General features: G+C 68.7%; 21 protein-coding genes. 11 read left to right on the top strand and 10 right to left on the bottom strand.

Features of this window, described 5'->3' with window-relative positions:
* Window positions 1-90: 90 nt before the first annotated feature.
* From BO221_RS32625 to BO221_RS32605, 5 genes are all read right to left on the bottom strand, one after another.
* Window positions 91-720, bottom strand: a complete 630-nt coding sequence (locus BO221_RS32625; RefSeq protein ID WP_073564729.1) for a pentapeptide repeat-containing protein — start codon at window positions 718-720, stop codon at window positions 91-93.
* A gap of 11 nt (window positions 721-731) precedes the next feature.
* Window positions 732-2,393 (bottom strand): hypothetical protein, encoded by a 1,662-nt coding sequence (locus BO221_RS55560; RefSeq protein ID WP_073564728.1) that lies wholly within the window; start codon window positions 2,391-2,393, stop codon window positions 732-734.
* A gap of 135 nt (window positions 2,394-2,528) precedes the next feature.
* A complete protein-coding gene (locus BO221_RS32615) occupies window positions 2,529-3,470 on the bottom strand; it encodes a DUF2381 family protein (RefSeq protein WP_073564727.1) in 942 nt (313 codons plus the stop codon).
* A 92-nt stretch (window positions 3,471-3,562) separates the two neighbouring features.
* On the bottom strand, window positions 3,563-5,608 hold the full coding sequence (locus BO221_RS32610) for a serine/threonine-protein kinase (RefSeq protein WP_143195803.1): 2,046 nt from the start codon (window positions 5,606-5,608) through the stop codon (window positions 3,563-3,565).
* Between the two features lie 315 nt (window positions 5,609-5,923).
* Complete coding sequence (locus BO221_RS32605) at window positions 5,924-7,489, bottom strand: peptidylprolyl isomerase (RefSeq protein WP_073564725.1); 1,566 nt, start codon at window positions 7,487-7,489, stop codon at window positions 5,924-5,926.
* 224 nt (window positions 7,490-7,713) lie between these two features.
* Here BO221_RS32605 and mreC point away from each other — a divergent pair, with 224 nt between their 5' ends.
* Genes mreC through rodA form a run of 4 tightly spaced genes read left to right on the top strand, consistent with a single transcriptional unit; the run spans window position 7,714 to window position 12,219 of the window.
* On the top strand, window positions 7,714-8,577 hold the full coding sequence (mreC, locus tag BO221_RS32600; protein WP_073564724.1) for a rod shape-determining protein MreC: 864 nt from the start codon (window positions 7,714-7,716) through the stop codon (window positions 8,575-8,577).
* Window positions 8,578-9,087, top strand: a complete 510-nt coding sequence (locus BO221_RS32595) for a hypothetical protein (protein WP_073564723.1) — start codon at window positions 8,578-8,580, stop codon at window positions 9,085-9,087.
* Window positions 9,084-11,084: a penicillin-binding protein 2 gene (gene mrdA / locus BO221_RS32590; protein WP_073564722.1), complete on the top strand. Its 2,001-nt coding sequence runs from the start codon at window positions 9,084-9,086 to the stop codon at window positions 11,082-11,084. Before BO221_RS32595 ends, mrdA begins: the two co-directional genes overlap by 4 nt.
* Window positions 11,068-12,219, top strand: coding sequence for a rod shape-determining protein RodA (gene rodA / locus BO221_RS32585; protein WP_073564721.1), 1,152 nt, complete (start codon window positions 11,068-11,070; stop codon window positions 12,217-12,219). Before mrdA ends, rodA begins: the two co-directional genes overlap by 17 nt.
* A 10-nt stretch (window positions 12,220-12,229) precedes the next feature.
* On the opposite strand, the gene BO221_RS32580 is transcribed toward rodA, so the two are convergent.
* Entirely contained in the window at window positions 12,230-12,886 is a 657-nt protein-coding gene (locus tag BO221_RS32580; protein ID WP_073564720.1) for a DUF6766 family protein, read from the bottom strand.
* Window positions 12,887-12,999: 113 nt separating this feature from the next.
* A complete protein-coding gene (gene mgtE, locus BO221_RS32575) occupies window positions 13,000-14,379 on the bottom strand; it encodes a magnesium transporter (RefSeq protein ID WP_073564719.1) in 1,380 nt (459 codons plus the stop codon).
* 92 nt (window positions 14,380-14,471) lie between these two features.
* On the opposite strand from mgtE, the gene BO221_RS32570 reads away from it, so the two are divergent.
* Window positions 14,472-15,215 carry a PilZ domain-containing protein gene (locus BO221_RS32570; RefSeq protein ID WP_073564718.1) on the top strand — a complete coding sequence of 248 codons (744 nt, stop codon included), beginning with the start codon at window positions 14,472-14,474 and terminating at the stop codon, window positions 15,213-15,215.
* A 46-nt stretch (window positions 15,216-15,261) separates the two neighbouring features.
* On the opposite strand, the gene trxA is transcribed toward BO221_RS32570, so the two are convergent.
* The gene (gene trxA / locus BO221_RS32565) at window positions 15,262-15,591 is read right to left on the bottom strand and encodes a thioredoxin (protein WP_073564717.1); all 330 of its coding nucleotides are present in this window, start codon (window positions 15,589-15,591) and stop codon (window positions 15,262-15,264) included.
* 192 nt (window positions 15,592-15,783) lie between these two features.
* Here trxA and BO221_RS32560 point away from each other — a divergent pair, with 192 nt between their 5' ends.
* From BO221_RS32560 to hemC, 4 genes are read left to right on the top strand one after another with little or no spacing between them, the layout of a single operon-like run.
* Complete coding sequence (locus BO221_RS32560) at window positions 15,784-16,158, top strand: hypothetical protein (protein WP_073564716.1); 375 nt, start codon at window positions 15,784-15,786, stop codon at window positions 16,156-16,158.
* 29 nt (window positions 16,159-16,187) lie between these two features.
* Window positions 16,188-16,997 (top strand): inner membrane protein YpjD, encoded by an 810-nt coding sequence (locus BO221_RS32555; RefSeq protein WP_073564715.1) that lies wholly within the window; start codon window positions 16,188-16,190, stop codon window positions 16,995-16,997.
* 2 nt (window positions 16,998-16,999) lie between these two features.
* On the top strand, window positions 17,000-18,310 hold the full coding sequence (gene hemA / locus BO221_RS32550; protein WP_073564714.1) for a glutamyl-tRNA reductase: 1,311 nt from the start codon (window positions 17,000-17,002) through the stop codon (window positions 18,308-18,310).
* Window positions 18,307-19,248, top strand: a complete 942-nt coding sequence (gene hemC / locus BO221_RS32545; protein WP_073564713.1) for a hydroxymethylbilane synthase — start codon at window positions 18,307-18,309, stop codon at window positions 19,246-19,248. The genes hemA and hemC overlap by 4 nt, the downstream gene beginning before the upstream one ends.
* A gap of 41 nt (window positions 19,249-19,289) precedes the next feature.
* On the opposite strand, the gene BO221_RS32540 is transcribed toward hemC, so the two are convergent.
* Together BO221_RS32540 and BO221_RS32535 are read right to left on the bottom strand one after the other, a co-directional pair.
* Entirely contained in the window at window positions 19,290-19,667 is a 378-nt protein-coding gene (locus BO221_RS32540; RefSeq protein WP_073564712.1) for a hypothetical protein, read from the bottom strand.
* A gap of 19 nt (window positions 19,668-19,686) precedes the next feature.
* Window positions 19,687-20,928, bottom strand: a complete 1,242-nt coding sequence (locus tag BO221_RS32535; protein ID WP_073564711.1) for an MFS transporter — start codon at window positions 20,926-20,928, stop codon at window positions 19,687-19,689.
* A gap of 62 nt (window positions 20,929-20,990) precedes the next feature.
* Here BO221_RS32535 and BO221_RS32530 point away from each other — a divergent pair, with 62 nt between their 5' ends.
* Window positions 20,991-21,914: a hypothetical protein gene (locus tag BO221_RS32530; protein ID WP_073564710.1), complete on the top strand. Its 924-nt coding sequence runs from the start codon at window positions 20,991-20,993 to the stop codon at window positions 21,912-21,914.
* 158 nt (window positions 21,915-22,072) lie between these two features.
* A complete protein-coding gene (locus tag BO221_RS32525) occupies window positions 22,073-22,804 on the top strand; it encodes a uroporphyrinogen-III synthase (RefSeq protein ID WP_233166353.1) in 732 nt (243 codons plus the stop codon).
* Window positions 22,805-22,860 lie beyond the last annotated feature (56 nt).

Below are 22,860 nucleotides of genomic sequence, written 5' to 3'. Positions count from 1 at the left end.
CAGAAGGTGAGCATCCGGAAGAACTCGCCCGCCATGCGGCGACCGTGGTGCGTGAGGTTCGACGCCGTTCCGGAGAGCATCGTTGCCATGTCAGAAGACGATGCAGTCGAACTTCTCGATGACGGCCTTGAGCTCCTCAGGGGTGCACCTGCTCCTCTTCGCGAAGTCCGGAGCAAACCACGTCAGTGCAGTTGTAGAAGGCGGGTAGCTGGCAAGATCCTCGATCACAACGGGGCCGATATTGCCAGGCCACTGCACGGTGGAGAGTTCACGGCTGTTGCCGACAGGGTCCAGGAAGGTGAAACAGGGCCACCTGGGAAACCGCAGGGTCCGGGTGTCACAACCATGGAAGCGGCAGCCGTCCAGGCGCGCCTCGGAGAAGTCGCAGTCCTCGATGGAGCCCAGTTGGTACTCCGGCTCCTTTCCGTACTCGGGCCAGTGCCCGAAGTCACATCCCGACAGCCGCCCCTTGAACTGGCAGCCCTTGAGTGAGGCTCTTATCCACTGCTGGTGGTTTTTCAGTTCCTGCTTCACCTCGAAGGTGCAGTCGGTGAACCGTACGTCGCGAATGAACAGGTTGCTGGCGGCCACCTTCAGCACCAGGGTGCAGTTCTTCAGCGTCAGATTGCGGCCCAGGAAGTAGAGGGTGCCTTTGTCCGTCAGTCCCAGCCGCTCGTGTTCCAACTGCGTGTTCTCRTAGAAAACCTTCTTGGCAATCATCCGCCGCCCTTTCAGAAGGTGAGCATCCGGAAGAACTCGCCCGCCATGCGCCGGCCATGGTGCGCGAGGTTCGACGCAGTTCCGGAAAGAATCTCGTACCGGCGACCGTTCGCTGGGTCAATGACGTCGACACCCTTGCTCAGGCTGAAGTCGTAGAGATGTCCAAGCTGGTCTTTCACCGTATTTTGCACGAAGCGGCCCCGGGCCTCGCGCTCCAACAGGCGTGCCAGCCAGTATTTGCCCTTCTTGAGGGCATTTTCGATGGCAGCAGACTCGTTTTCGGTGAGCCGGTGTGGCCCCCACTGCTGGGCTGCCTCGGTGACGGCCCTTTGGAGCCTGTCGCCCACCTCGTCCTGGAAGGGGATGTCGTGGAGGGACATGCCACGGGGCAGGTGCCAGCGCTGCCCATTGGGCAGAAGGACCTGCAGGTTACCGCCCCGGTGGCGGATGGCGACAATTCCCGAGGAGCCGCCCCCGGAGGAGGCCCCACCGCCCCGCCCCTTCTTGAGCATCACCACCGCCAGCGGGCCGTGCGGCGTGGCCGCCACCGTCTCCGCCGCCGCCACCGCGTGCGCCAGCGCGCCCTCCTGGGCCGCCAGGGTCTCCACCCGCCCCAGCAGCGCGGCCCCTCCCTGCGCCCGCCATTGCGCGCTCGCCAGGCCGTAACCCGGCAGCGCCCGCACCCGCGCCGCCACCTCCCCCACCGTGCGCCCCGTCAACGCCCCCACTGCCAGAATCATCGCCCGCGCCGCGTCCGTGCCCAGCACCCGGGCGAAGCCCTCACCCGCCTCGCGCAACTCCGCGAAGGTGGTGGCCTCGTGCGCCCGCGTGGCCATGGCCGCCCAGCCGTCCATCAGCCCCCACAGCGTGTCCACGCCCAGCCACGCCACCAGCGCGACGGACAACCCGGCGGCCAGTAGCTTGGTGGTTGGTTCGGGCACCAGCCAGAGGGCCAGGTAGGCCCCGAGCGTCCACATGCACGAGGCCACCAGCACCTGGGGGTCCAACTCCCGCCCCAGCGCCGCCTTCGTCTCCTCCAGCACCGAGCCGAAGGCCAGGGCGAGCGCCAGCGTGCGCCGGTCGTCCGCCTTGAGGTAGGGCCCGTCGTCCAGCAGGCGCAGGCAGTCGCCCCCGCCCTGGCCCCGGGTGCACCACAGCAGGTATCCCTCGCGCAGGGCCTCGTCCGCCACGGGCTTCAACCGGCTGTTCTCATCCTCGGGCACCAGGGTGAGGACGCGGCCCTTGTCCACCTCGGCCACCCACGTCCCACTCATCTGCTCCCACTCCGGGTGCTGCGCCAGCTGTCCCTTGAGCCACTCGCGTGCGGCCTCGCGCGGGCTCTTGCCCTCGTGTTGCACCTGGTGGGCGATGTGCCGCAGGGCGCGCTGGAAGTCCGCCCGGCCCACCGGCACCGGCCGGGTGGTGCCACGGCCCGGCTCCACCACCGCCACCTCGTACACCTCCGCGCCCGCGAGCTCGGCGTCCGAGGCCGACGGGCTTTCCTCCGGGGGCGCCGGTGGCGGGGTGAGCGACAGCGCGGCTCCCCGGCCCGAGAACATGCTCCCCGGAGGATGGCCCGTGGCACATGCCGAGAAGAGCAACGGCACCAGCAACACCCACCAGCGGCGCGGAGGCCAGCCTGTCGGGTGGGAATGCTTCAGACGGGGGGACATGCCGCACCGCTCCCTCCAGCCGGGCGGGCTGGGGCCAGGGGTTTCCGGGAGTACACGGAAACGCGAGCGCGGCCGTCAAGCAGCCGGGTAGGGAGAGCGGTGGACGACGTGGCGGGTTGGCAGCGGACACGAGCGCTACGGGAAGGTGATGTTCCCCAAGGTGACGGTGCGCTTCTGGTCCGCGTCCCAGATGGTGAGGGTGTACGTGCCCCGCGCCTCCGTTTCCGACGCCAGCACCTCCACCACCACGCGGTGCCAGGGGTCTTGCTCGTTGGTTGCTGCTCCAGCCGGAGGAATGGGCTCCGCCTGCCAGAGGGGCAACGGCTTCAACACCTCGCCCTTGGGGCCGCGCAGCACCGCGCCCGCCGCTGTCCAGGGCAGCGTGCCGGGGTTTCGCAGCCACACTTCCACTGCCACTCGGCCCTTGGCGCGGTAGCTATGGACTTCGTCTGAGCGCAGCGCGTTGCCCTTCGGCGCTGTGACAATGTCCGTCAGATCCTTGAATGCAATGCGCCCCTTGACCAGCAGCCCCGAGGCCAGCACGCCACTCAGTCCCTCGGGGGCGCTGCGCTCGGCGCGCAACTGGCGCACCTCTTCCCGGCACTGGCGGGCCTCGGCCTGGGCTTCCTTCTCCGCTTCCTGGAAGGACGCCGCCGGACGGGGGTGGCGAAACACCTTCACCTGTTGCATGCCCAGGGCGGCGTGGGCCAGCAAGAGGAAGGTGGCACAGGCAGGGGCCGCGCCATCCGCGAAGCACACCTCCACCTGGAAGTGTTCCCCGGCCTCCAGCTTCTCCGGAGGCACCAGCAAGAGGCTCTGCTGGCCAGGAGCCACGTCCGCGAAGCGCTCCCTCTGCTGGATTTTCTCGGAGCCGGGCCGCAGCGGCGTGTCGAAGCGGAGCGTGAGGGGCACGTCCGGGCTGATACACACCACAGGTGGCTTCGCTCGGAACTCTGCCGTCAGCATGATGAGGGGGCTCGCCGTCTCACACGCGTCCAGTGGGGACGGCTCAGCGGCCTGCGAGGAGGTGGCGAGGAGGGCCAGCGCGAGCAGGCCCACGGGGGACGCGAGGAGCACGGGAAGTCAACCTCCAAGGAAAGGCGGGGCGGGGTGACGGGAGGCGTTGGCCTCTACCACACCTGCCTGCCCCTGTGCCCTCCGTGCCAGTGCTAGTCGAAACGCTCCACGGCCCGGAGGGCCTGGGTGGAGATGACCACGGCGGAGTCAGTGGGGCCGCCGACATCTTCCCTGGGAGCGCCCAGCGTTTCCCCATCGCGCTCAACCAACTCCACACACACGGGGTACGTCTCGTCAGGATTGGCCCGCCCCCTGGCGTGGGTGAAGCGGCCGTACACGCGCTCCGGCCCGATGTAGAGCCGCCCGGTGAACTCGTAATTGCCCAACTTCCCCAGTGCGGTGCCACTCCACACCGGGGTGGACTCGCGCACGGTGACGCGCTGCACGTCGCCCTCGACGGGGAACTGGACCTTGGCCGTGTCGCCAATGCGGATGCCCAGTTCCTTCATCGTCTCCACGGCACCGGGAGGGCAGTCGGCGGGCCGGGGCGGGGGGCGCACCACCTGGGGCGTGCTGGTGCAACCGGTGAGCAGCACGGTGCAGAAGCCCACCACGCATGCCTCCTGTCGTCCGGGCACACAGCGCAACGCCTTGCGCTGTGACCGGGCGGCGGGCTTCTCGTCGGGCTTCGAGCGGATGTCGTTCTCGCGGAACATGGTGGCGGAAGTGAGCGCGGGGGAAGAGTCCAGGAATGCAGCCGCGCTCCTTTCAGCTTCGGACGCCTCACCCGGCTCCGCCACTTCGCGGACGAGCGCGGCGTGCAGCGTGGGGTTGCTCGCCCACCACCCGGCAGGTGACGATACCGCTGACGCGGCCGGTGCCGACGGGCGCTCGCCCCCGGACTCCAGGCGGGAGTGAAGGGCCCACATACCGGCCAACACCAGCAGCAGTGTCACGGCCACTGCCCAGGCTCGAGTGGGGCGTCGGGTGTCGTGTCTGGCTTCGGCGGTGGGCGCGGGTGCGGTGACGGCCTCCTGTGCTGGCACGGGCGGAGCCGGCGCATACAGCCGCACCTCCGCTGCTTCCGCCATCGCCTCGAAGCTTCCGGCCGGCGCCTCTTCCTCCAGCGGGGCCACGGCAGCGGGCGCTCGAGGCGGCGGCTCGCGCCGGGCCTTGCGCACCCGCCCACGCCTCGGCATCGCCGCTTTCATCTGTTGAAGGACGCGCTCCCACGAGTCGCGCTCCACCACCTTGCTGGGGGTCCGCTCCGTGGTGCGCACCCGCGGGTCGTCCGGATCCATCATCGGCACGTCCCAGTCCGCCCCGGCCCCGGCCAGTGCCGCCTCCAGCGCCTCGGCTACCGCATCCATGTCCGTCGGCCGCGCCCGGGGCTCCTTCTCCAGCATGCGCAGGCACACCTGACTCAGCGCCACCGGCACGCGCGGGTTGTCCTCGTGCGGGGCCACCGGCGTCCGGGTGCGGATGTCCTTCACCATGCGCGGGTTGCCCATGCGCGAGCCGAAGGGCAGCGCGTCCGTCAGCAGCTCGTACGTGGTGACGCCGAAGGCCCATACCTCATCGGCCACGCCCGGCTGGTAGCGCGCCTCCTCCTCCGGGTGCTCCTCGAGGAAGCGGTACGCCTCGGGGCTGGTGTACTCGGGCGTCCCCGGCGGCAGTCGCCTCATTCGCGGCAGCGTGGCTCGGCCTTCCAGGTGGCCCACCCCGAAGTCCACCCACACCGGCCTGCCGTCCGCCTCCCTCACCAGCAGGTTGTCCGGCTTCACGTCCCGGTGCAGCACGCCCTGGCGGTGCACCACCGCGAGCGCCCGCGCCGCCTCCAGCATCAGCGTGGCGCCCGTGCGTGCCGAGGGGTTGTGCTCCAGCGCATGGCGCAGCAGCGTCAGCCCCTTCACGTACTCCATGACGAGGTAGAAGTAGCCCTCCTCCGGGGCGGGCCAGCGCCCATGGCCCAGCACCCGCACCACGTTGGGGTGCTCCAGGTGGCGGAGGATATCCAGCTCCAGCTCGCCCGAGTGGCTCACCGGCAGCGAGCGGAAGAACTTGAGGACGTAGGAGCGGCCCTCCCACTCGGCCAGGAACACGTGGCCCTGGCCGCCCCGGCCCAGTGGGCCCACCACGCGGTACTGGCCCACCTTTTCATCGGGCTGGGGCAGTCTGTAGACCCACGCTCTCCTCACTGGAGCTACCTCCGAGGTTCGGAGGCTAACATGACCCGTTGGCTCCTCCTCCGCTCCGGGCGCGTGAGCGGCCAGCCTGGCGCGATGTCCACCGAGCCTGAAAACAGGGCGCGGCGCTCCTCAAGTTTAGACGTCTATACTTGGGGTGGGATTTTTGCCTACATTCTCGGCGTACATACACACACACGAAGTGTAGACGTCTACACCTGAGCGGGTTTGGCCCCCTTTGGAGCGCCTCACCGCCAGGAAATGAAAAGGGGGCGCCCCCCGAAGGGAGACGCCCCCTGGTCCGAGAGGCCGGGCCTCTCGTGACGGCTACCCGCCGGAGACCTGCTCGAGCGCCGCGGTGTTGGTCTTCACATCGCCGCTCTTGCGCAGCGACTTGAGGAAGGAGTCGGCCACCTCGTACTGCTTGGCCTGCACGGCCTGCTTGCGCAGCTCCTCCTTCTTCTGGGCGAAGTTGGTGTCATCCGCCAGCTGGCGCTCGGTCACCTGGGCAATCACGAAGCCATCGCCCACCGCGTACGCCTGGTCCAGCACCTGCGGACCCTTGCTGGCGAACACCGCCGTGAGCAGGTCCGGCGCCGGGCCCAGGTGGGGCACGTTGACGCTCGCCGCGTTGAAGGTGTCCGTCTGCACCGCCTCCGGACGCGTCTCCGTCTCGAAGCGCAGCAGCGCCGGCTGCTCCTTCTCCGGCTTGAACAGCTCGGAGATCGTCTTGCCGCCCTTCACCGTGGCCAGCGCCTTCTCGGCCTCGGCGCGCGCCGTCTCCTTCGCCTTGTCCTTCTTGTAGAGCGTGGTGGCGATCTCGTCCTGGACCTCCTCCAGCTTCCTGTCCTGCGCCGGCTTCTTCTCCTCCACCTTCACCAGGTGGATGCCGAACTTCGTCTCCACCGGCTGCGTCACCTTGCCCGGCTCGAGCGCGAAGGCCGCGTTGGCCAGTGCCGGCTCCCAGTTGGCGCTCTCCACCCAGCCCAGATCCCCGCCGCTCGGCCGCGTCGCCTGGTCCTCACTGCTCGCCTTGGCCACCTCGGCGAAGTCCTTGCCGCCCTCGATCTCCTTGCTCAGCGCCTGGGCCCGCTCCATCGCCTTGGCCTTCGCCTCCGGCGTGGCGTCCGGGGCCACCTTCACGAGGATCTGCCGCGCGCGGATGCGCTCCGGCTGCTGGTACACGAAGCGGTTGGCCTCGTAGTACTCCTTGATCTCCTTTTCGTGGGCCTGCTTGTAGGCGGTCAGGTCCGCGGCGCTCGGGGCCGGCACCTTGTCGGCGTACATGCTCGGCAGGAAGCGGGCGAACACGATGCGCGCCTGGTTGCCCTCCTTCTCGAACTTCGTCCGGACCTCGTCGTCCGACACCACGGCGCCGCCCTGCACCATGCCGATCATCTTCTGCGCCGTCAGCTGCCGGCGGATGTCCTCCTCGAAGTCCGCGGGCGTCTGCCGGTAGTAGTCCCGGAGGGTCTGCTGGTACATGGCGTAGTCGAACTGGCCGTCCTTCTGGAAGTCGGGCCGCTGCTGGAGGATCTTCAGGATTTCCTCGTCCGAGGCCTTCACCCCGTGACGCTCGGCCGCCTGGGCCAGGAGCTCCGTGTTCACCATCCGGTCCAGCACGGACTGCGGGAGACCGAACTGGCGGGCGAGCGCCTCGGACACCGGCTGGCCCTGCGAGCGCAGGTACTGCAGCTGGTTCACGTACTCCCGCCGGAACTCCATCAGCGAGATTTCCTTGCCGTTGACCACCGCGGCGGAGGATGGCGTGGCGTTCGGGTCGGCCCGGCTGAACCCCGAGCTGCCAGGTCCGAACTGGAGAGTGAACACCACCGCGATCGCGGCGATGAAGAGGTAGACGACAACCTTCCGCGGCTCGAGAGCGTCCTTCATGATGCCTTTTGCCTTGAGACGCGCCGGGTGTTTCCCCCCCAGTGGAAGGATTCGCGGCGCGCGTGTGTTGGGTGCCCGGCCGGATGGTGGACGATGAAACGCCACCCTCCGTGAAGACCTTGACTGCCTAGAGCAACACCCCGGAAAATGCAAGCGATTCAGAGTAGTTAGCGAGCCCCCTGTCGTAGCTGCCGCTCCCTCTCTCCTACACGGACCTTCACGAAGTGCTGTCGCTTCTCAAGCGCTACCGAACGCTTCTCATCGTGGGTGTGCTGCTGCTGTACCCGTTCGGGGCTTTCCTGACGACGGGCCGGCGGGGGCGCGATCCCAATTTCGTGGACCGGGCGGTCATTGGTGTCTCCGCCCCCCTGCAGCGCGGACTGATTGGCCTCATCGATGGGGTCAAGGCCGTGGTGTACGGCTATATCGACCTGCGCGAGGTGCGCCAGGCCAACGAGGAACTGCGCGCGGAGAACCTGCAGCTGCGGGCCACCGTGCAGGCGCTGGGCGAGACGCGGGCGGAGAACGAGCGGCTGCGAGGCCTGCTCGGCTACGCGGAGGCGGCGCCGGGGCCGGAGATTCCGGCGCGGGTCATCGGCGTCAATCCGGTGGCCAAGCTGCTGTCGGTGCGCATCAACCGGGGTGAGAAGGACGGCGTGTTCCGCGGCATGTCCGTGGTGACGCCGGACGGCATCATCGGCCAGGTGGTGCGCGCCACGGGCGGGTGGGCGGACGTGGCCCTGGTGACGGACCTGCAGAGCCGGGTGGGTGTGCGGGTCCAGCGCTCGCGGGCGCGGGGCACGGCGGCCGGGGCGGGCAAGGGTCCGCTGCGGCTGGAGAACATGTTGCGCACCGAGGATGTCCAGGAGGGAGATCAGATCATCACCTCCGGTACGGACGGGGTGTACCCGCCGGGGCTGGTGGTGGGGAAGGTGACGCGCCTGGAGAAGACGGAGCATGGCATGTTCCTGGGTGGCGACGTGGAGCCCGCGGTGGACACCACGCGGTTGGAGGAGGTGCTCGTGATGGGCAGCCCGTTCGGCGCCCTGGTGCAGGGTTCCGCTGGTGGTTCCGGAGGTGAGCGTTAGATGAAGTTCCTGGTCACCCTCGGACTGGCGTTGCTGTTGCTCACCCTGGAGTCGGTGGTGGTGCAGCAGCTGGGCCTGGCCATCAGCCGCATCGACGTGACGGTGGTGCTCGTGGCCTTCCTGGCCGTGCGCGCCACGACGCTGGAGGGCGCCATCTCCTCCTTCTCGGTGGGCTACCTGCTGGACTTGATGAGCGGCCAGCCCACGGGGCTCTTCACCTTCCTGGCGGTGCTGACCTTCCTGGTGGGCAAGCTGGTGGTGAGCCTGGTGGAAGTGCGCGGCCGCGCGGCCTTCGTCCTCTTCGCCATGGGCGCGGACGTGGGCCATGGGCTGCTCGCCAGCTTCTTCACGTGGATGACCACGAAGGAAGGCGGCGTGGCCTCGTCCCTGTTGCCGGGCCTGCCGTTGCAGGTGACGCTCACGGGCGTGGTGGCGGTGTTCCTCTATCCTCTGTTGCGGCGCTTCGAGGCGTCGCAGGATCGTTCCTCTTCCGCGGGGTTGCTGCGTTGACGCCTCCGACGCTGTCCGAGACGACTCCAGGGCGCGATCTCAAGCGCCGCTTCGTGTGGGTGGGTCTGGCCATGATCGCCGGCATGGTGGCGCTCGCGGTCCAGCTCTACCGCCTGCAGATCATCCAGGGCGAGGAGTACGCCGCCAAGAGCGTGGCGAACTTCGTCAAGGAGGTGCGCCTGCGCGCGGACCGCGGTCTCATCAAGGACCGGCGCGGCAGCATCCTGGTGGACAGCCGTCCCTCCTTCGACGCCTTCATCACCCCGGCCTTCTGCACCAACTGCGCCGTCGAGGTGCTGCCGCGCCTGGGCGAGCTGCTCGGCTGGGACGAGCCCACGCGCAAGAAGATGGAGGATCAGATCAAAGCGGCGCGCCGCACGGCTCCCTTCCATCCGTTGCCGGTGCGAATCGATCTGACGCGTGACGAGTACGACCGCATCAACGCCCGGCGCGACATGCTGGACGGCGTGGAAGTGGTGCCCGTGCCGCACCGCAACTACCGCACCGGGAGCGTGCTCTCGCACGTGCTCGGGTACATGAACGAGATCACCACGGACGAGCTGGAGAGGCTCAACTCCGAGGGGGCCCGCTACGCGCTGGGGGACTACATCGGCCGGCGTGGCCTGGAGCGCTATTTCGAGTCCACGCTGCGGGGCACGGACGGCGTGCGCAAGGAAGTCGTCAACGCGCGAGGCAGGGTGCTCGAGGAGTTCAGCGACAAGCTGGGCAAGGACGCGGTGGTGTCCTCGCGGCCGGGCAACAACCTGGTGCTGTCCATCGACATGCGTCTGCAGGAGGAGGCCGAGCGCGCCTTCCCGGGAGCCGCGGGCGCGGTGGTGGCGGTGGACGTGAAGACGGGCCTCATCCGCGCGGTGGTGTCGCGCCCGGGGTTCGATCCCAACCTGCTCACCGGCCGCATCACCCCGTCGCAGATGGCCTCGCTGTCGAGGGATCCGCTCCAGCCGATGATCAACCGCATCTCCGCGGACCACTTCAGCCCGGGCTCCACCTTCAAGGTGATTACCGCGCTGGCGGCCTACAAGTCGGGCCTCTTCCGGCCGGAGACGGTGGTGAACTGCCCGGGTGGTTACCGGCTCGGCGCGCGCACGTGGCGCTGCCACAAGGAAAGCGGCCACGGGCCGGTGAACGGCAAGACGGCGCTGCAGTACTCGTGTGACACCTGGTACTTCAAGGTGGCGGATACCCTCGGCCTGGATCCCATCGCGGAGATGGGCAAGGCGCTGGGACTGGGCTCGCCCACGGGCATCGGCGTGCTCGCCGAGGTCCCGGGGATCATGCCGTCCAGCCAGTACCACGACAAGGTGTCTCCGGGCGGCTACACCAAGGGCATGGCGCTCAACAGCGCCATCGGCCAGGGCGATGACAACGTGACGCCGCTGCAGCTCGCCATGGTGTACGCCGCCATCGCCAATGGGGGCACGCTGTACAAGCCGCAGCTCGTCGAGCGCATCGAGGGGCTGGACGGTGAGGTCCTGCAACAGTTCGACCCGCAGGTGGTGAACAAGGTGGAGATTCCCGAGGCGCACCTCAAGGCGGTGCTGGAGGGGCTGGTCGCCACGGCGATGGTTCCCGGTGGTACGGCCTACAGGGCGATGGTGCAGTCGGGGTTGAAGGACATCTCGGTGGCGGGCAAGACGGGGACCGCGCAGGTGGTGAAGATCGGCGCGGTGCGTCTCAAGACGCACCAGATGGACTTCTTCCAGCGTGACCACGCGTGGTTCGCCGGGTTCGCGCCCGCGGAAAATCCGGAGATCGCCGTGATCGTCGTCAACGAGCACGGTGGCCACGGTGGCTCGGACGCCGCGCCCGCCGGCATGGCGGTCATCAAGAAGTACTTCGATCTGAAGAAGGAAGACGCGGCCAACCCGGCGCCTCGGCAGAACACGCCCTACGTCTCGACGCTGCCGGACGCGCCGAGCGTGAATGACGTGCTCACCCGCGCGGTGGCTGGAGGTGATGATGCAGCTGCGGATTGAGCGGCGCATGGTGCCCCACATTCCGTGGGGGCTGCTGCTGAGCGTGCTCGCGGTGTCGGGGCTGGGCATCTACAACCTGGCCTCGGCCTCGCGCGCGCAGGCCTCTCCGGTGTGGACGAGCCAGGCCATCTACCTCGGCGTCAGCCTGGGCATCGGCATGGTGGTGTGCCTGGTGGACTACCGCGTCCTGCACCGGATGGCGCTGCCCATCTACATCGCCAACATCCTGGCGCTCATCGCGCTGCGCTTCATCGGCCACAAGGCCAAGGGCGCCGAGAGCTGGTTCGTCGTGGGACCCATCCGCATCCAGCCCGCCGAGTTCATGAAGATCGGCGTGCTGCTGATGCTGGCCAAGGTGTACCACGACGACTTCAAGCCCGGAGACGGCTCCTACGGCCTCAAGCGGCTGGTGAAGCCGGTGGCCGTGGTGATGGTGCCCTTCACGCTGGTGCTGGTGCAGCCGGACCTGGGCACCGCGCTGATGATCTTCCTGTCCTCGCTGACGGTCATCCTGTTCGGCAAGGTGCGCTGGTACCTGGTGGCGGTGATGGTGGCGGGCATCCTCGCCGGAGCCATCGTCATCTGGAACGACTACGTGCGGGATGTGCCCGAGCCGCGCACCACCATCGTCCGGCACCATCTCAAGCCGCACCAGAGCAAGCGCATCTCCGGGTGGTTGGATCCGGAGTCGGACCTGCGGGGCAGCGGCTACCATGCGGCGCAGTCGAAGATCGCCGTGGGCTCCGGAGGCATGTCCGGCAAGGGCTGGAAGGAGGGGACGCAGACGGGCCTGTCCTTCCTCCCCGAGCAGCACACGGACTTCATCTTCTCCGTGTGGGCCGAGGAGCAGGGCTACGTCCTGTGCGTGCTCCTGCTGGTGCTCTATGGCCTGATATTCACCTTCGGGCTGGGGGTGGGCTTCAACGCCCGGGACAGATTCGGCGCCTTCACCGCGGTGGGGGTGGTGGCCATGCTCTTCTGGCAGGTGTTCGAGAACATCGGCATGGTCATCGGCCTGCTGCCGGTGACGGGCATCACCCTGCCGCTGCTGAGTTACGGCGGCTCCTCGCTGGTGAGCGTGATGCTCAGCATCGGGCTGCTGGTGAACATCAGCATGCGCCGCCACATGTTCTGAGCGGGCGGGCTCACCGGCCCGTCTCCTCGTGGGAGGCGTGCACCGGCTTCGACTCCGGCGAGCCCTTCTCCCGGAGGAAGATGGAGAGCACGACGAGCACGGCCACGGAGAGGAACTCGCTCTGCCAGTTCTGGAACGACTGGAACCAGAACGCGGAGGTCCCCATGAAGGCCAGCAGCCCGAGCGTGGGCTGGCCATGGACCCGGGCCTCCTCGTTGTACTCGGCCATGCCGCCCAGCGCGTGCATCAGGAAGCAGAAGGCGAAGAGGCCGAAGAGCGCGATCGTGAGGGAGTGGCTATAGAGCTGGAGCGCCAGCCCACCCCGGTGCACCGGTCCGGGTGAGTCCGGCTTTCGTTCCGCGCGCGGATCCTTGTCCACCTCTTCCGGCTCGAAGCGCTTCGACTCTCCCGAGCCCTTCTGCCGCAGGAAGACGGTGAAGAGGACGAAGCACCCCATCTGGAAGAACTCGCTCTCCCAGTTCTCGAAGGTGGCCTCGATGAACTCACCCGAGGTGAGGTACTGGCCCCAGGTGACGGTGGGCTGGCCGTGCTCTTGCTGGTCCTGGTTGTAGTGACTCCAGCCCGTGAGGCTCTGGCCGAGCCAGCAGAGCAGGAACAAACCGAACATCACCAGGGACAGCCCGTTGTCGCGCAGGAATCGCCTCATGGACCGAGCCTCTTGCTCGGAAGGTGCTCACGCCGACCCCGTAGGTCAGAACGGGCCTGGGGAGAGCGAGCCTGGCCGCCTGCCTGGCCAGAGGGCGCGGCGGGGCCCCGCGCTCAGAGGGCGCGGCCGGTGAGGATGGTGGTGACGACGGTGAAGTAGATGACCACGCCGGTGACGTCCACCAGCGTGGCCACGAAGGGGGCCGAGGCGGTGGCCGGATCCAGTCCGCACCGCCGCAGCAGGAAGGGCAGCATCGAGCCGCACAGCGTGCCGAACATCACCACGCCCACCACGCTCAGGCCCACCGCCACGCCCACCCACGCGTAGTGGGGGCCATAGACGGTCCCGGCCTGCGGCCACATGAGGATGCGCAGCAGGCCCAGCACCCCCAGGAAGACGCCCAGGGCAACGCCACTGGCCGCCTCCCGCACCGCCACCTTCCACCAGTCCTTGAGCTCCACGTCGCGCACCGCCAGCGCGCGGATGATGAGCGAGGTGGCCTGGGAGCCCGAGTTGCCTCCCGAGGAGATGATGAGCGGCACGAAGGCGCTGAGGAACACCGCCTGGGCGATGGCGTCCTGGTAGTGGGCCATGGCCGTGGCGGTGAACATCTGCCCCACGAAGAGCACCGTCAGCCAGCCCACGCGCTTGCGCAGCATGCCGGTGATGCCGATGTCCAGGTAGGGCGCCTCGAGGGCCTCCATACCGCCGATGCGCTGGATGTCCTCGGTGGCCTCCTCCTCGGCCGCGTCGAGCACGTCGTCCACCGTGATGATGCCCACCAGCACGCCCTGCGAGTCCGTCACCGGCAGCGCCACCCGGTCGTACTTCTCGAACATGCTGATGAACTCCTCGCGGTCCGCCGTGGCCGGGATGCTCACCAACTGCCTGTCGTGGATGTCCGTCGCCTTCGTGTTCGGGTCCGCCAGCACCAGCGACGCCAGCCGCACGTCGTCCAGCAGCCGGCCCTTCTCGTCCACGATGTAGAGCACGTGCAGCGTCTCGCGGCCCTGGCCATGGGCGCGCACGTACGCCAGCGCCTCACCCGCCGTCAGGTTGCCCGGGATGGTGAGGTACTCCGGCGTCATGTACCGGCCGGCGCTCTTCTCCGGGTAGCCCAGCAGGTTGCGGGCGACCTTCAGCTCGTCCGGTGACAGCGAGGTGAGCAGCCGCTTCGTCACCTCGGCCGGCAGCTCCTCCAGCAGGCGGGTGCGGTCGTCCGGCGCCATCTCGTCCAGCAGGTTCTTCAACTGCTCCCGGCCCAGCGTCCCGACGATTTCCGTCTGCTGGTGCGGGGGCAGGTACTCGAAGACGAGCGCCGCCATGTCGCGCGGCAGCAACCGGAAGATGATGCCGCTCTCGTCCGCGGGAAGATCCTCGATGACCTCGGCCACGTCCGCTGGATCCATCTCCGAGAACGCATCCCGCAGGGCACTCCAGTCCTTGGCGGCGATGAGCGCGTCGAACTCGGGCTTCAGGAGGTTTCCCAGCATCACAATCTCCGCGCGCGGACGAGGCGGCGCATGGTGTATGAAACCCGCCGGTTGGGGTATGGAAATCTGAGTCTGTTCCCCCGGAGGAGAAGATGGACAGGAAGGGCTCCCGGAAGAAGGCTCCCGGCCAGGCAGAAGACACCGAGCGCACGGAGGTCATCCCAGAGGCTCCGCGTCCCGAGCCGGCCCGGGCGGCACCGCCCGCCGCTCCCGCCCCACGCGTGGAGCCGTCCCGCCGTCCCATCCCCACCGTGACGCCCTCGCGGCCCTCGCTGCCCGCCCGCGCCCCGGCGCCTTCGGCCCCGGCCGCGCCCCGGAGCTTCTTCTCCCCCATCATCGAGGTGGGGGCGGATGAGGAAGTGGAGCACCGGCACTTTCCCCGCGCCCGGCTCACCACGAACTTCGAGCTGTGGATCGACGAAGAGGGGGAGCGGCGCTTCACCGCCACCCTGCGCTCGGCCAACGTGAGCGTGGGCGGGGCCTTCCTGGAGAGCACCTTCTTCCTGCCCATGGACACCGAGCTGCGGGTGCGCTTCTCCCTGGAAGAGGGCGCGTCACCCGTGGAGGCGAGGGCCCGCATCGTCCGCGAGCAGCGGCCGCGCCGCGAGGACGACCCCACCGGCTTCGGCATCCGCTTCGAGGAATTCTACGGGCAGACGGAGGTGTCGCTGGCACGCCTCTTCCTGGACATGCGGCTGCGCACCTTCGCCGAGGAGTACCTGCGCTCCAACCGCGCCCGCGGTCTGCCCAACGAGCTGGAGCGGGTGGTGGACGCCCTGGCCGCGTGGGAGCTCCTCAAGGCCAACAACCCCACGGACACCTGGCGCGGCGAGTGAGCCTCCCGCGCGGAGCCCTCGGGAGGCACTCCGCGCGGGATGGGGCCTACAGCGCCTTGGTGAGCGCCGCCTCGATCTTCGCCTTGGGCACGGCGCCGACGAGCTGCTCCACCACCTTGCCGCCCTTGAAGACGAGCAGGGTGGGGATGGAGCGGATGCCGTACTGCTCGGCGACCTGCTGGTTGCTGTCGATGTCGATCTTCGCGACCTTCACCTTGCCCTTGTACTGGGTGGCCAGCGCCTCGACGCTCGGAGCGATGGCCCGGCACGGGGCGCACCAGGTGGCCCAGAAATCCACCAGCACGGGCTGGTCGGACTTGATCACTTCCTTGTCGAAATCCGCGTCTCCGATGTTCATCACGTCAGGGCCTGCCATGGTGTCTCCTTCGGCGTGCAGCCAAGCAGAGGGGCGCGTGCTCTAGTACGTGCCCGGGGTGCCTGCAAGAACCCGCTTCCTGGTCCTTTGCCTGCTTAGATGCGGACGGGGCGGAAGCGTCGCAAGCCGTTCCGGGTCTTCTTGGTAGATGTGGCTTCGGCTCGGGACGAGGAGGTGTAAGCTAGCGGGGTGATGAGGCTCTTCCTTCCCCAGGCCCAGCTCGAGGAGTGGGCACTGGAGGACAAAGCGGACGTGAAGGACGGGGTGCTGGTGGTGACCGGTGAGGAAGGTGTGTACCCGGTAACACCCGCGGTGCACATCGTGCAGCTCGTCACTGGCGAGGACGACAATGACCTGGTGGCCCGGGTGAAGACCGAGGCCCAGCTCCAAGCCCTGGGGGCCGAGCAGATGGCCGACTCCGTGCTGCTCGGAGATACGGCATACGAGGTCGTCCCTGGTTATGTGGCCGAGGTCTCTCTCTCTCCCTCGGATGCCGGCTCCAAGGACGGCAAGCCGGGCTCCGAGACGGATCTCCTCGCCGCCTTCCTCCTGAACAAAATGGGCTGACGCACTCGGTCCAGTAGGTTGTCTCCACCATGAACCACGCGCTGGTCTCCCTCGCCTGCCACGCCTATGTCGTCGCGGCGCTGGTCTACCTCGTCTACCTCGTCCGGCAGATGGACGCGCTCGCCACCGGCGGCCGTGTGCTGGTGGGCACGGGGCTGGCCCTGCATGCCGTGGCCCTCGTCGGGCTCTTCGGCGCCCAGGGAGGCCGGCCGGTCGGGGTGGCCCAGGGCTTCTCCACCTTCGCCTTCCTGCTGCTGACCATCTTCCTGGTGGTGGATGTGTGCTACCGCAAGCCGGTGATTGGCGCCTTCATCACCCCGCTGGCGGTGGCCGTGCTGATGCCGGGCCTGTTGCTGGACCAGGGGCAGGTGATGAGCCCGGACGTGCAGCGGCCCCTGTTGCCGGTGCACATCACCATCGCCCTGCTGGGCGTGGCGGCGTCGGCGGTGGCCACGGGCGTGGCGGTCATGTACCTGCTGATGGAGCGGCAGGTGAAGGGCAAGCGCTTCGGACTGCTCTTCGCGCGCCTGCCCTCGCTGGAGTTCCTCGACACCCTCAACCGCCGGCTGGCGGTGGTGGGGTTCATCGCCCTGTCGGTGACGCTCGTCACCGGGGCCTTCTTCTCGAGCGCCGCGCCGGGCTTCTTCTGGACGTGGACGTCCAAGCAGATCGCCACGCTGGTGGCCTGGGCCGTGTTCGCCGCGCTCGTGGGTGCCCGCTCCTTTGGCGGGTGGCGGGGACGGCGTGTCGCGCTGTTGACCATGACGGGGTTCTGCTTGCTGCTGGTGTCCTTCCTCTCGTCGTATGACTTCATCCACGTGAGTGGAGGGGGGCAGTAGCCATGGAGTTCCTGTGCATCGGCTTGTCGCACCGGACGGCGCCCCTCGGGGTGCGTGAGCGCCTGGCGCTTCCGGATGCCCGGCAGGTGGAATTGCTGCAGCGGCTGGCCCAGTCCCCCAACGAGGCGTTCCTCGTGTCCACCTGCAACCGGGTGGAGCTGTACATGGCCGCGCCGGACATGAACCGGGTGCGCGAGAGCGCCCGCGAGGAGCTGCAACAACTGGGTGGCCCGGAGGCGCTGGAGCACCTCTACGAGCACCGCGGCGAGGACGCGCTGGTGCACCTCTTCCGGGTGGCGGCGAGTCTGGATTCCATGGTGCTGGGCGAGGCGCAGATCCTCGGCCAGGTGAAGGAGGCCTTCGAGAAGGGGCAGGGCGTGGGCGCGGTGCGTGGCGAGCTGACGCGCGTGTGCGCGGCGGCGTTCGGCTGCGCCAAGCGGGTGCGCACGGAGACGGCGATTGGCCGGGCCGCCACCTCCATGGCGAGCGCGGCCGTGTCGCTGGCGAGCAAGGTATTCGACGGGCTGAAGGACAAGACGGTGCTGCTGGTGGGCGCGGGCGAGATGGCGGAGCTGGCCGCGCGTCACCTGAAGCAGGCGGGCGCCACGAAGCTGCTGGTGGCCAACCGGACGCTGGCGCGTGCCGAGGCGCTCGCGGCCGAGGTGGGAGCCACGGCGCGTCCCTACGAGGAGCTGTTCACGCTGCTGACCGCGGCGGACGTGGTGGTGTGCAGCACGGCATCGCCGGTGCCCATCTTCACCAAGGAGAACGTGGGCGCGGTGGGCAAGGCGCGCAAGCACCGGACGCTCTTCATGGTGGACCTGGCCGTGCCGCGTGACATCGCCCCCGAGGTGGGGGAGCTGGACTGGGTGCACGCGTACGACGTGGACGACATCCAGAAGTTCGTGGCGGAGAACGCCGCCGCCCGCGCCGAGGAGGCGCAGAAGGCCGGTGTGCTGGTGGCCCAGGAGGTGGCGCGCTTCGTGCGCGACCGGGCCGTGCGCAACGGCGTGCCCGTGCTCGCCCAGTTGCGCCAGCGCGGTGAGGCCATCGCCCGGGCCGAGGTGGAGCGCACGCTCGCGGCCATCGGTGACGGCCTCACGGACAAGCAGCGCAAGAGTGTCGAGGCGATGGCGCGTGCCATCGTCAACAAGCTGCTCCACGAGCCCACGGCCCGGCTGCGTTCGGTGGGCCCAGAGCACGAGGGCAACCGGCTGGCCGGTGCCGCCGCCGAGCTCTTCGGGCTCGAGGAAGCAGCTCCGCCCACGGGGACGAATGGTCCCAATGTCGTGGCCAACGGAGGCAAGGGATGAAGGCCGTACGTATCGCCACGCGGCAGAGCCCGCTGGCCCTCTGGCAGGCCCGGCACGTGGCCGCGTTGCTCTCCCAGGTGCACCCCGGACTGGAGTGCACCCTGGTGGAGATGACCACCGCGGGAGACCGTTTCCTCTCCGCGCCCCTGTCCGCCGTGGGAGGCAAGGGGCTGTTCGTGAAGGAGATCGAGCAGTCGCTGCTCGATGGCCGCGCGGACCTGGCGGTGCACAGCCTCAAGGACATGACGTCCGTGCTGCCCGCGGGCCTGTTGCTGGCGGCCGTGCCCAAGCGCGAGGATCCTCGCGACGCGTTCTGCAGTCCGGCGGGTCTGTCGCTGGAGATGCTGCCCAAGGGCGCGCGCGTGGGGACGTCCTCGTTGCGGCGCAGTTGCATCCTGCGCTCCCGGCGGCCGGACCTGGAGATCATCAGCCTGCGCGGCAACGTGCAGACGCGGCTGGCGCGCATGCGTGAGCTGGACCTGCATGGCGCGGTGCTCGCCTTCGCGGGCCTCAAGCGCCTGGGGCTGGAGACGGAGATCACCGAGGTGCTGCCCACCAGTATCAGCCTGCCGGCGGTGGGGCAGGGGGTGCTCGCCATCCAGTGCCGGACCGAGGACGCCGGGGTGCGCGGCCTGCTCGCGGCGCTGGAGGACGACACCACGCGCGTGGCGGTGACGGCCGAGCGCGCCTACATGGCCCGGCTGGAGGGCGGGTGCACCGTGCCGCTGGCCGGACACGCCACCGTGGAGGGTGGCACCGTCCGTCTGCGTGGGCTGGTGGGACGGCCGGATGGCTCGAAGGTGGTGGAGGGCGAGCGCAGCGGTCCGGTGGAGACGGCACTCGCGGTGGGCGAGGCGCTCGCCGAGGAGCTGCTCTCGCGCGGCGCGGCGGAGATCCTCCGGGATTTCGGCCGCGCTTCCCCCGTGCCGGAGTCCTGACGGGATTCGGAGAGCCGCGGGGGCGGGTCATCCCTCGCGCTTCACTCCGGCCTCACCTGTCCTCGTGGAGACGGGTCCGGGAAGGCGGCGAGCAGGAATGCGCAGTAGAAGGCAGCTGCGTGGAAGGTGACCTGGAGCAGGAAGGGCGTGGGCTGGACGGGAGACAGCAGCCCGGGATGCGCCTGGAGCCACGCGAGTGTCTTCTCCGCGTTCGAGGAATGGCAGAGCACCGCCAGACCCAGCGGCACGGCGACGAACAAGAGGCCCATCAGGCGGTTGCCCCGGGAGTTCACCAGCCCGGCCAATGACCCCAGCCGTGCGAGCACCATCGGGTAGACGAACGTCTTGAACATCATTCCGGAGAGCGCGCCGGCCATGAGCGGAGCCGCGGCTTGGAAGAAGGGGAGGAGGGTGTCCATCGCGACGACTCTGCCCCGGCTACTCCTCTCCTTCAATGCGATCCGAGGGCGATTGCTCCCGCCGGGCCAGCACCAGGAAGGGCAATGACACGGCCTGGATGGCGGCGCTGACGACATAGGCCGAGGCATAGCCGGCGACATCGGCCACGCGTCCCAGGGCGGGTTGCACCACGACTCCTCCGGCGGAACCCATCAGGTTGTCGAAGGACAGCACGGTCGCGCGTTGTCCGGAGGGGATGACGCCGTTCAGGTACGCCTGTCTCATGGGCCGGGTGGCCGACTGGGACAGCGCCGAGACGACGAGCGCGGCGATGGCCACCCAGAAGTGCGTCGTCCCTCCGATGAGGGCCAGACACCCCACGCCGAGGGCCGTGGCGACGAGCAGCCCGTGCGTGCGCCGGCTGAACGACTTCCGCACGTGGGGGGCGAGCAACCCCGCGACGATCTCGCACCCGGCGACGATGGCCGCGGCCAGACCGGAGATCCAGAACGCGCGTGGGTCGCCGTAGAGCTGAAGCAGATAGGGCTGGAGGGCATAGAACGTGAACATGCTCACCCCCATGCTGAAGGGCGCCGCCAGCATCAGCCATCGCGCGGGGGGATTTCGCAAGCCCTGGTCGAGCGACCCGCGCACCACCGCTCGCACCGTTTCCAGCGGGCCCTTTCCGCGCTCGGGCGTGAAGCCGAGATCCTTCATCGACACGAAGGCCACGGCCAGCGTGACTCCGAGCAGGACCGACCGGAGGACGTAGGGCATCCCCAGGTTGGTCATTTGAGCGACGACGCCACCCATGACCGAGCCGGTCAACATGGCCACACCCGACATGGTCTGGCCCCTGGCGAGCACCGCTTCGAGGGTGTCCCTGGCACCGGAGAAGGTGAGCGCATCGACCAGCCAGGCCTCGGTGGCACCGGAGAAGAACGTGAAGCCGAGGCCGAGCAGGATGGATGCGATGGCCCAGCCCCACATCGGCGCATGGACCCGCCACATGGCCACGTAGAGCAACGTCGAGACCAGCAACGTGGCGGTGCCGAGCAGATACGAGGCCCGCCTGCCCCAGGTGTCCGCTACCACTCCGGTGGGGATCTCGAAGAGCACCTGTCCGGCGGTGAAGAACGCATTGGCGGCGAAGGCCTCGGTGTTGCTGAGGCCCGCATCGAGGAGGAACAGGGTGTTGATGCCCCAGATGAAGGATGCCGCCAGCGTCGACAGCAAGGTCAGCAGCAGATAGGTGCGCTGGACGCTTCTCGACTCACTCAAGAGAACACCCCTCCACGGCCCTACATTGACACATGAGACTGAATGGTTGTGACGTTCAATCCATGACCAACCAAGACGCCGAGTACCAGTCCTGTATCCAGAATTCCGAGCGCGTGTCCTGGAAGCTCGACGAGCTGCTGCCCAAGGACACGGTCATCGACTTCAGCCGGCGCATCCTCTCGGACGCCATCACGGGAACGGAGGGGATCGGCTGCTTGAGCGCGGAGGAGAAGCTGCTGCTCAATCAGATCCGCTCCAACAGCTACGCCCACCTGTTCCTGTTCCTGGAGGAGTACGCCGTGGCCCTGGCCGCGCACCGTGCCAGCCTCGAGCTCCACAAGAACCAGACCCACATGCGCGCGCTCGTGCGCTTCACCGATGAGGAGCTCAAGCACCAGATGCTCTTCGCCCGGTACACCGACACGTTCGCCCGCGGATTCAAGGTCGCCCCTGGCCTGCTCGACAACCAGGTCGCGGTGGCCAAGGCCATCATGGCGAAGTCGAACCTCGGCGTGCTCATCTTCAACCTCCACATGGAGCTGATGACGCAGCAGCACTACGTGGAGACCATTCGCGACAATGAGCGCGAGACGCTCGATCCCCTCTTCTGCAACCTGCTCAAGCACCACTGGCTCGAGGAGGCGCAGCACACCCGGCTCGACTTCCTCGAGGCCCAGAAGATCGTCGCCGTGGAGCCCGGGGCGGTGGACGCGGCCATGAACGAGTACGCCGAGCTCCTCCAGGCGCTCCGCGGCACCCTGAACGCGCAGCTCCAGTTGGATCTGCAGACCCTGGAGAAGGCCTCGGGCCGGACGTTCTCGGAGGCCGAGCGCGAGGAGATCTTCAAGGCCCAGGAGCGTTCGTACGTCTGGTCCTTCATCGGCATGGGGATGAAGGCCCCTCTGTTCCTCTCGCGCCTGCGCGCGCTCTCCCCCTCGGCCGAGCAGCGCGTCCTCGAGCTCGCCCCCCAGTACTACTGCAACTGAGTGCGAGGTGCTCCTGGCGCCCAGGGAACGGACCTCGCGGGTCACCCACCGGAGGCATGACCTATCTCCGGAATGGGACTCGAAGAGGGGACTGTGACATCGGCGCAAATGCCCTAGAGTGCGCCGCCGTGGAAAGGCGACTCGAAGGTATTCGTATCCTGGTGACGCGACCCCGTGAACGCTCGGAGGAGCTGTGCTTCCTCCTGGAGGACGAGGGCGCGGAAGTCCTGCATGTGCCGCTGCTGGAGCTGCTGCCTCCGGAGGACCCACGTCCGCTGATGGCGGCCGCGGAGTCCATCCAGCGCTACAAGTGGGTGGTGTTCGCGAGCCCCTCGGGGGTGGAGGCGCTCATGGAGGCGCTGCGCGAGGCGGGCACGGTGGACGTTCTGTCCCGGGTGCGCATCGCCGTGGTGGGGCCGCGCACCGCGCGCACCGTGGAGGGCTATGGGCTGACCGTGGCCGTCGAGTCCCCCGAGGGCACGGGCGCCGCGCTCTACGAGGTGATGCGTCCCGGGCTGGATCCGGAGGACGAGGTCCTGCTGCCGGCGGCGGAGGAGGGCCGCCGCGAGATAGAGGACGCGTTGCGCGAGCATGGCGCGCGGGTGACGCGGGTGACGGCGTACCGTTCCCGGCCCGCGCCGCTGCCGCCCGAGGCGCAGGCGTTGCTCGAGTCCTCTCCGCCCGACGTGGCCCTGTTCGCCTCGCCGCGCACGGCGGAGGCCTTCCTGGAGGCGGTGGGACGCGAGCGGCTCGGGGCGGCCCGGCTCGTGGCCATCGGCCCCACCACGGCGGCGGCGCTGACGCACCTGGGGCTGCCGGTGGCCTCGGTCGCCGAGCGGCCCACCCCCGAGGCACTCGTCGAGGCCACCGTCCGGGCCATTCGCGGGTAGACTGTCGCCCCCAGGGGGACGGCTTCCGTCCCGAGCGCCGGATGGGCCGGCCCGCC

The sequence above is a fragment of the Archangium sp. Cb G35 genome (assembly GCF_001896145.1).
Classification (GTDB): domain Bacteria; phylum Myxococcota; class Myxococcia; order Myxococcales; family Myxococcaceae; genus Archangium; species Archangium violaceum.
The sequence above is the reverse complement of the archived record's forward strand: the minus strand, read 5'-3'. Positions and strand labels throughout refer to the sequence as shown.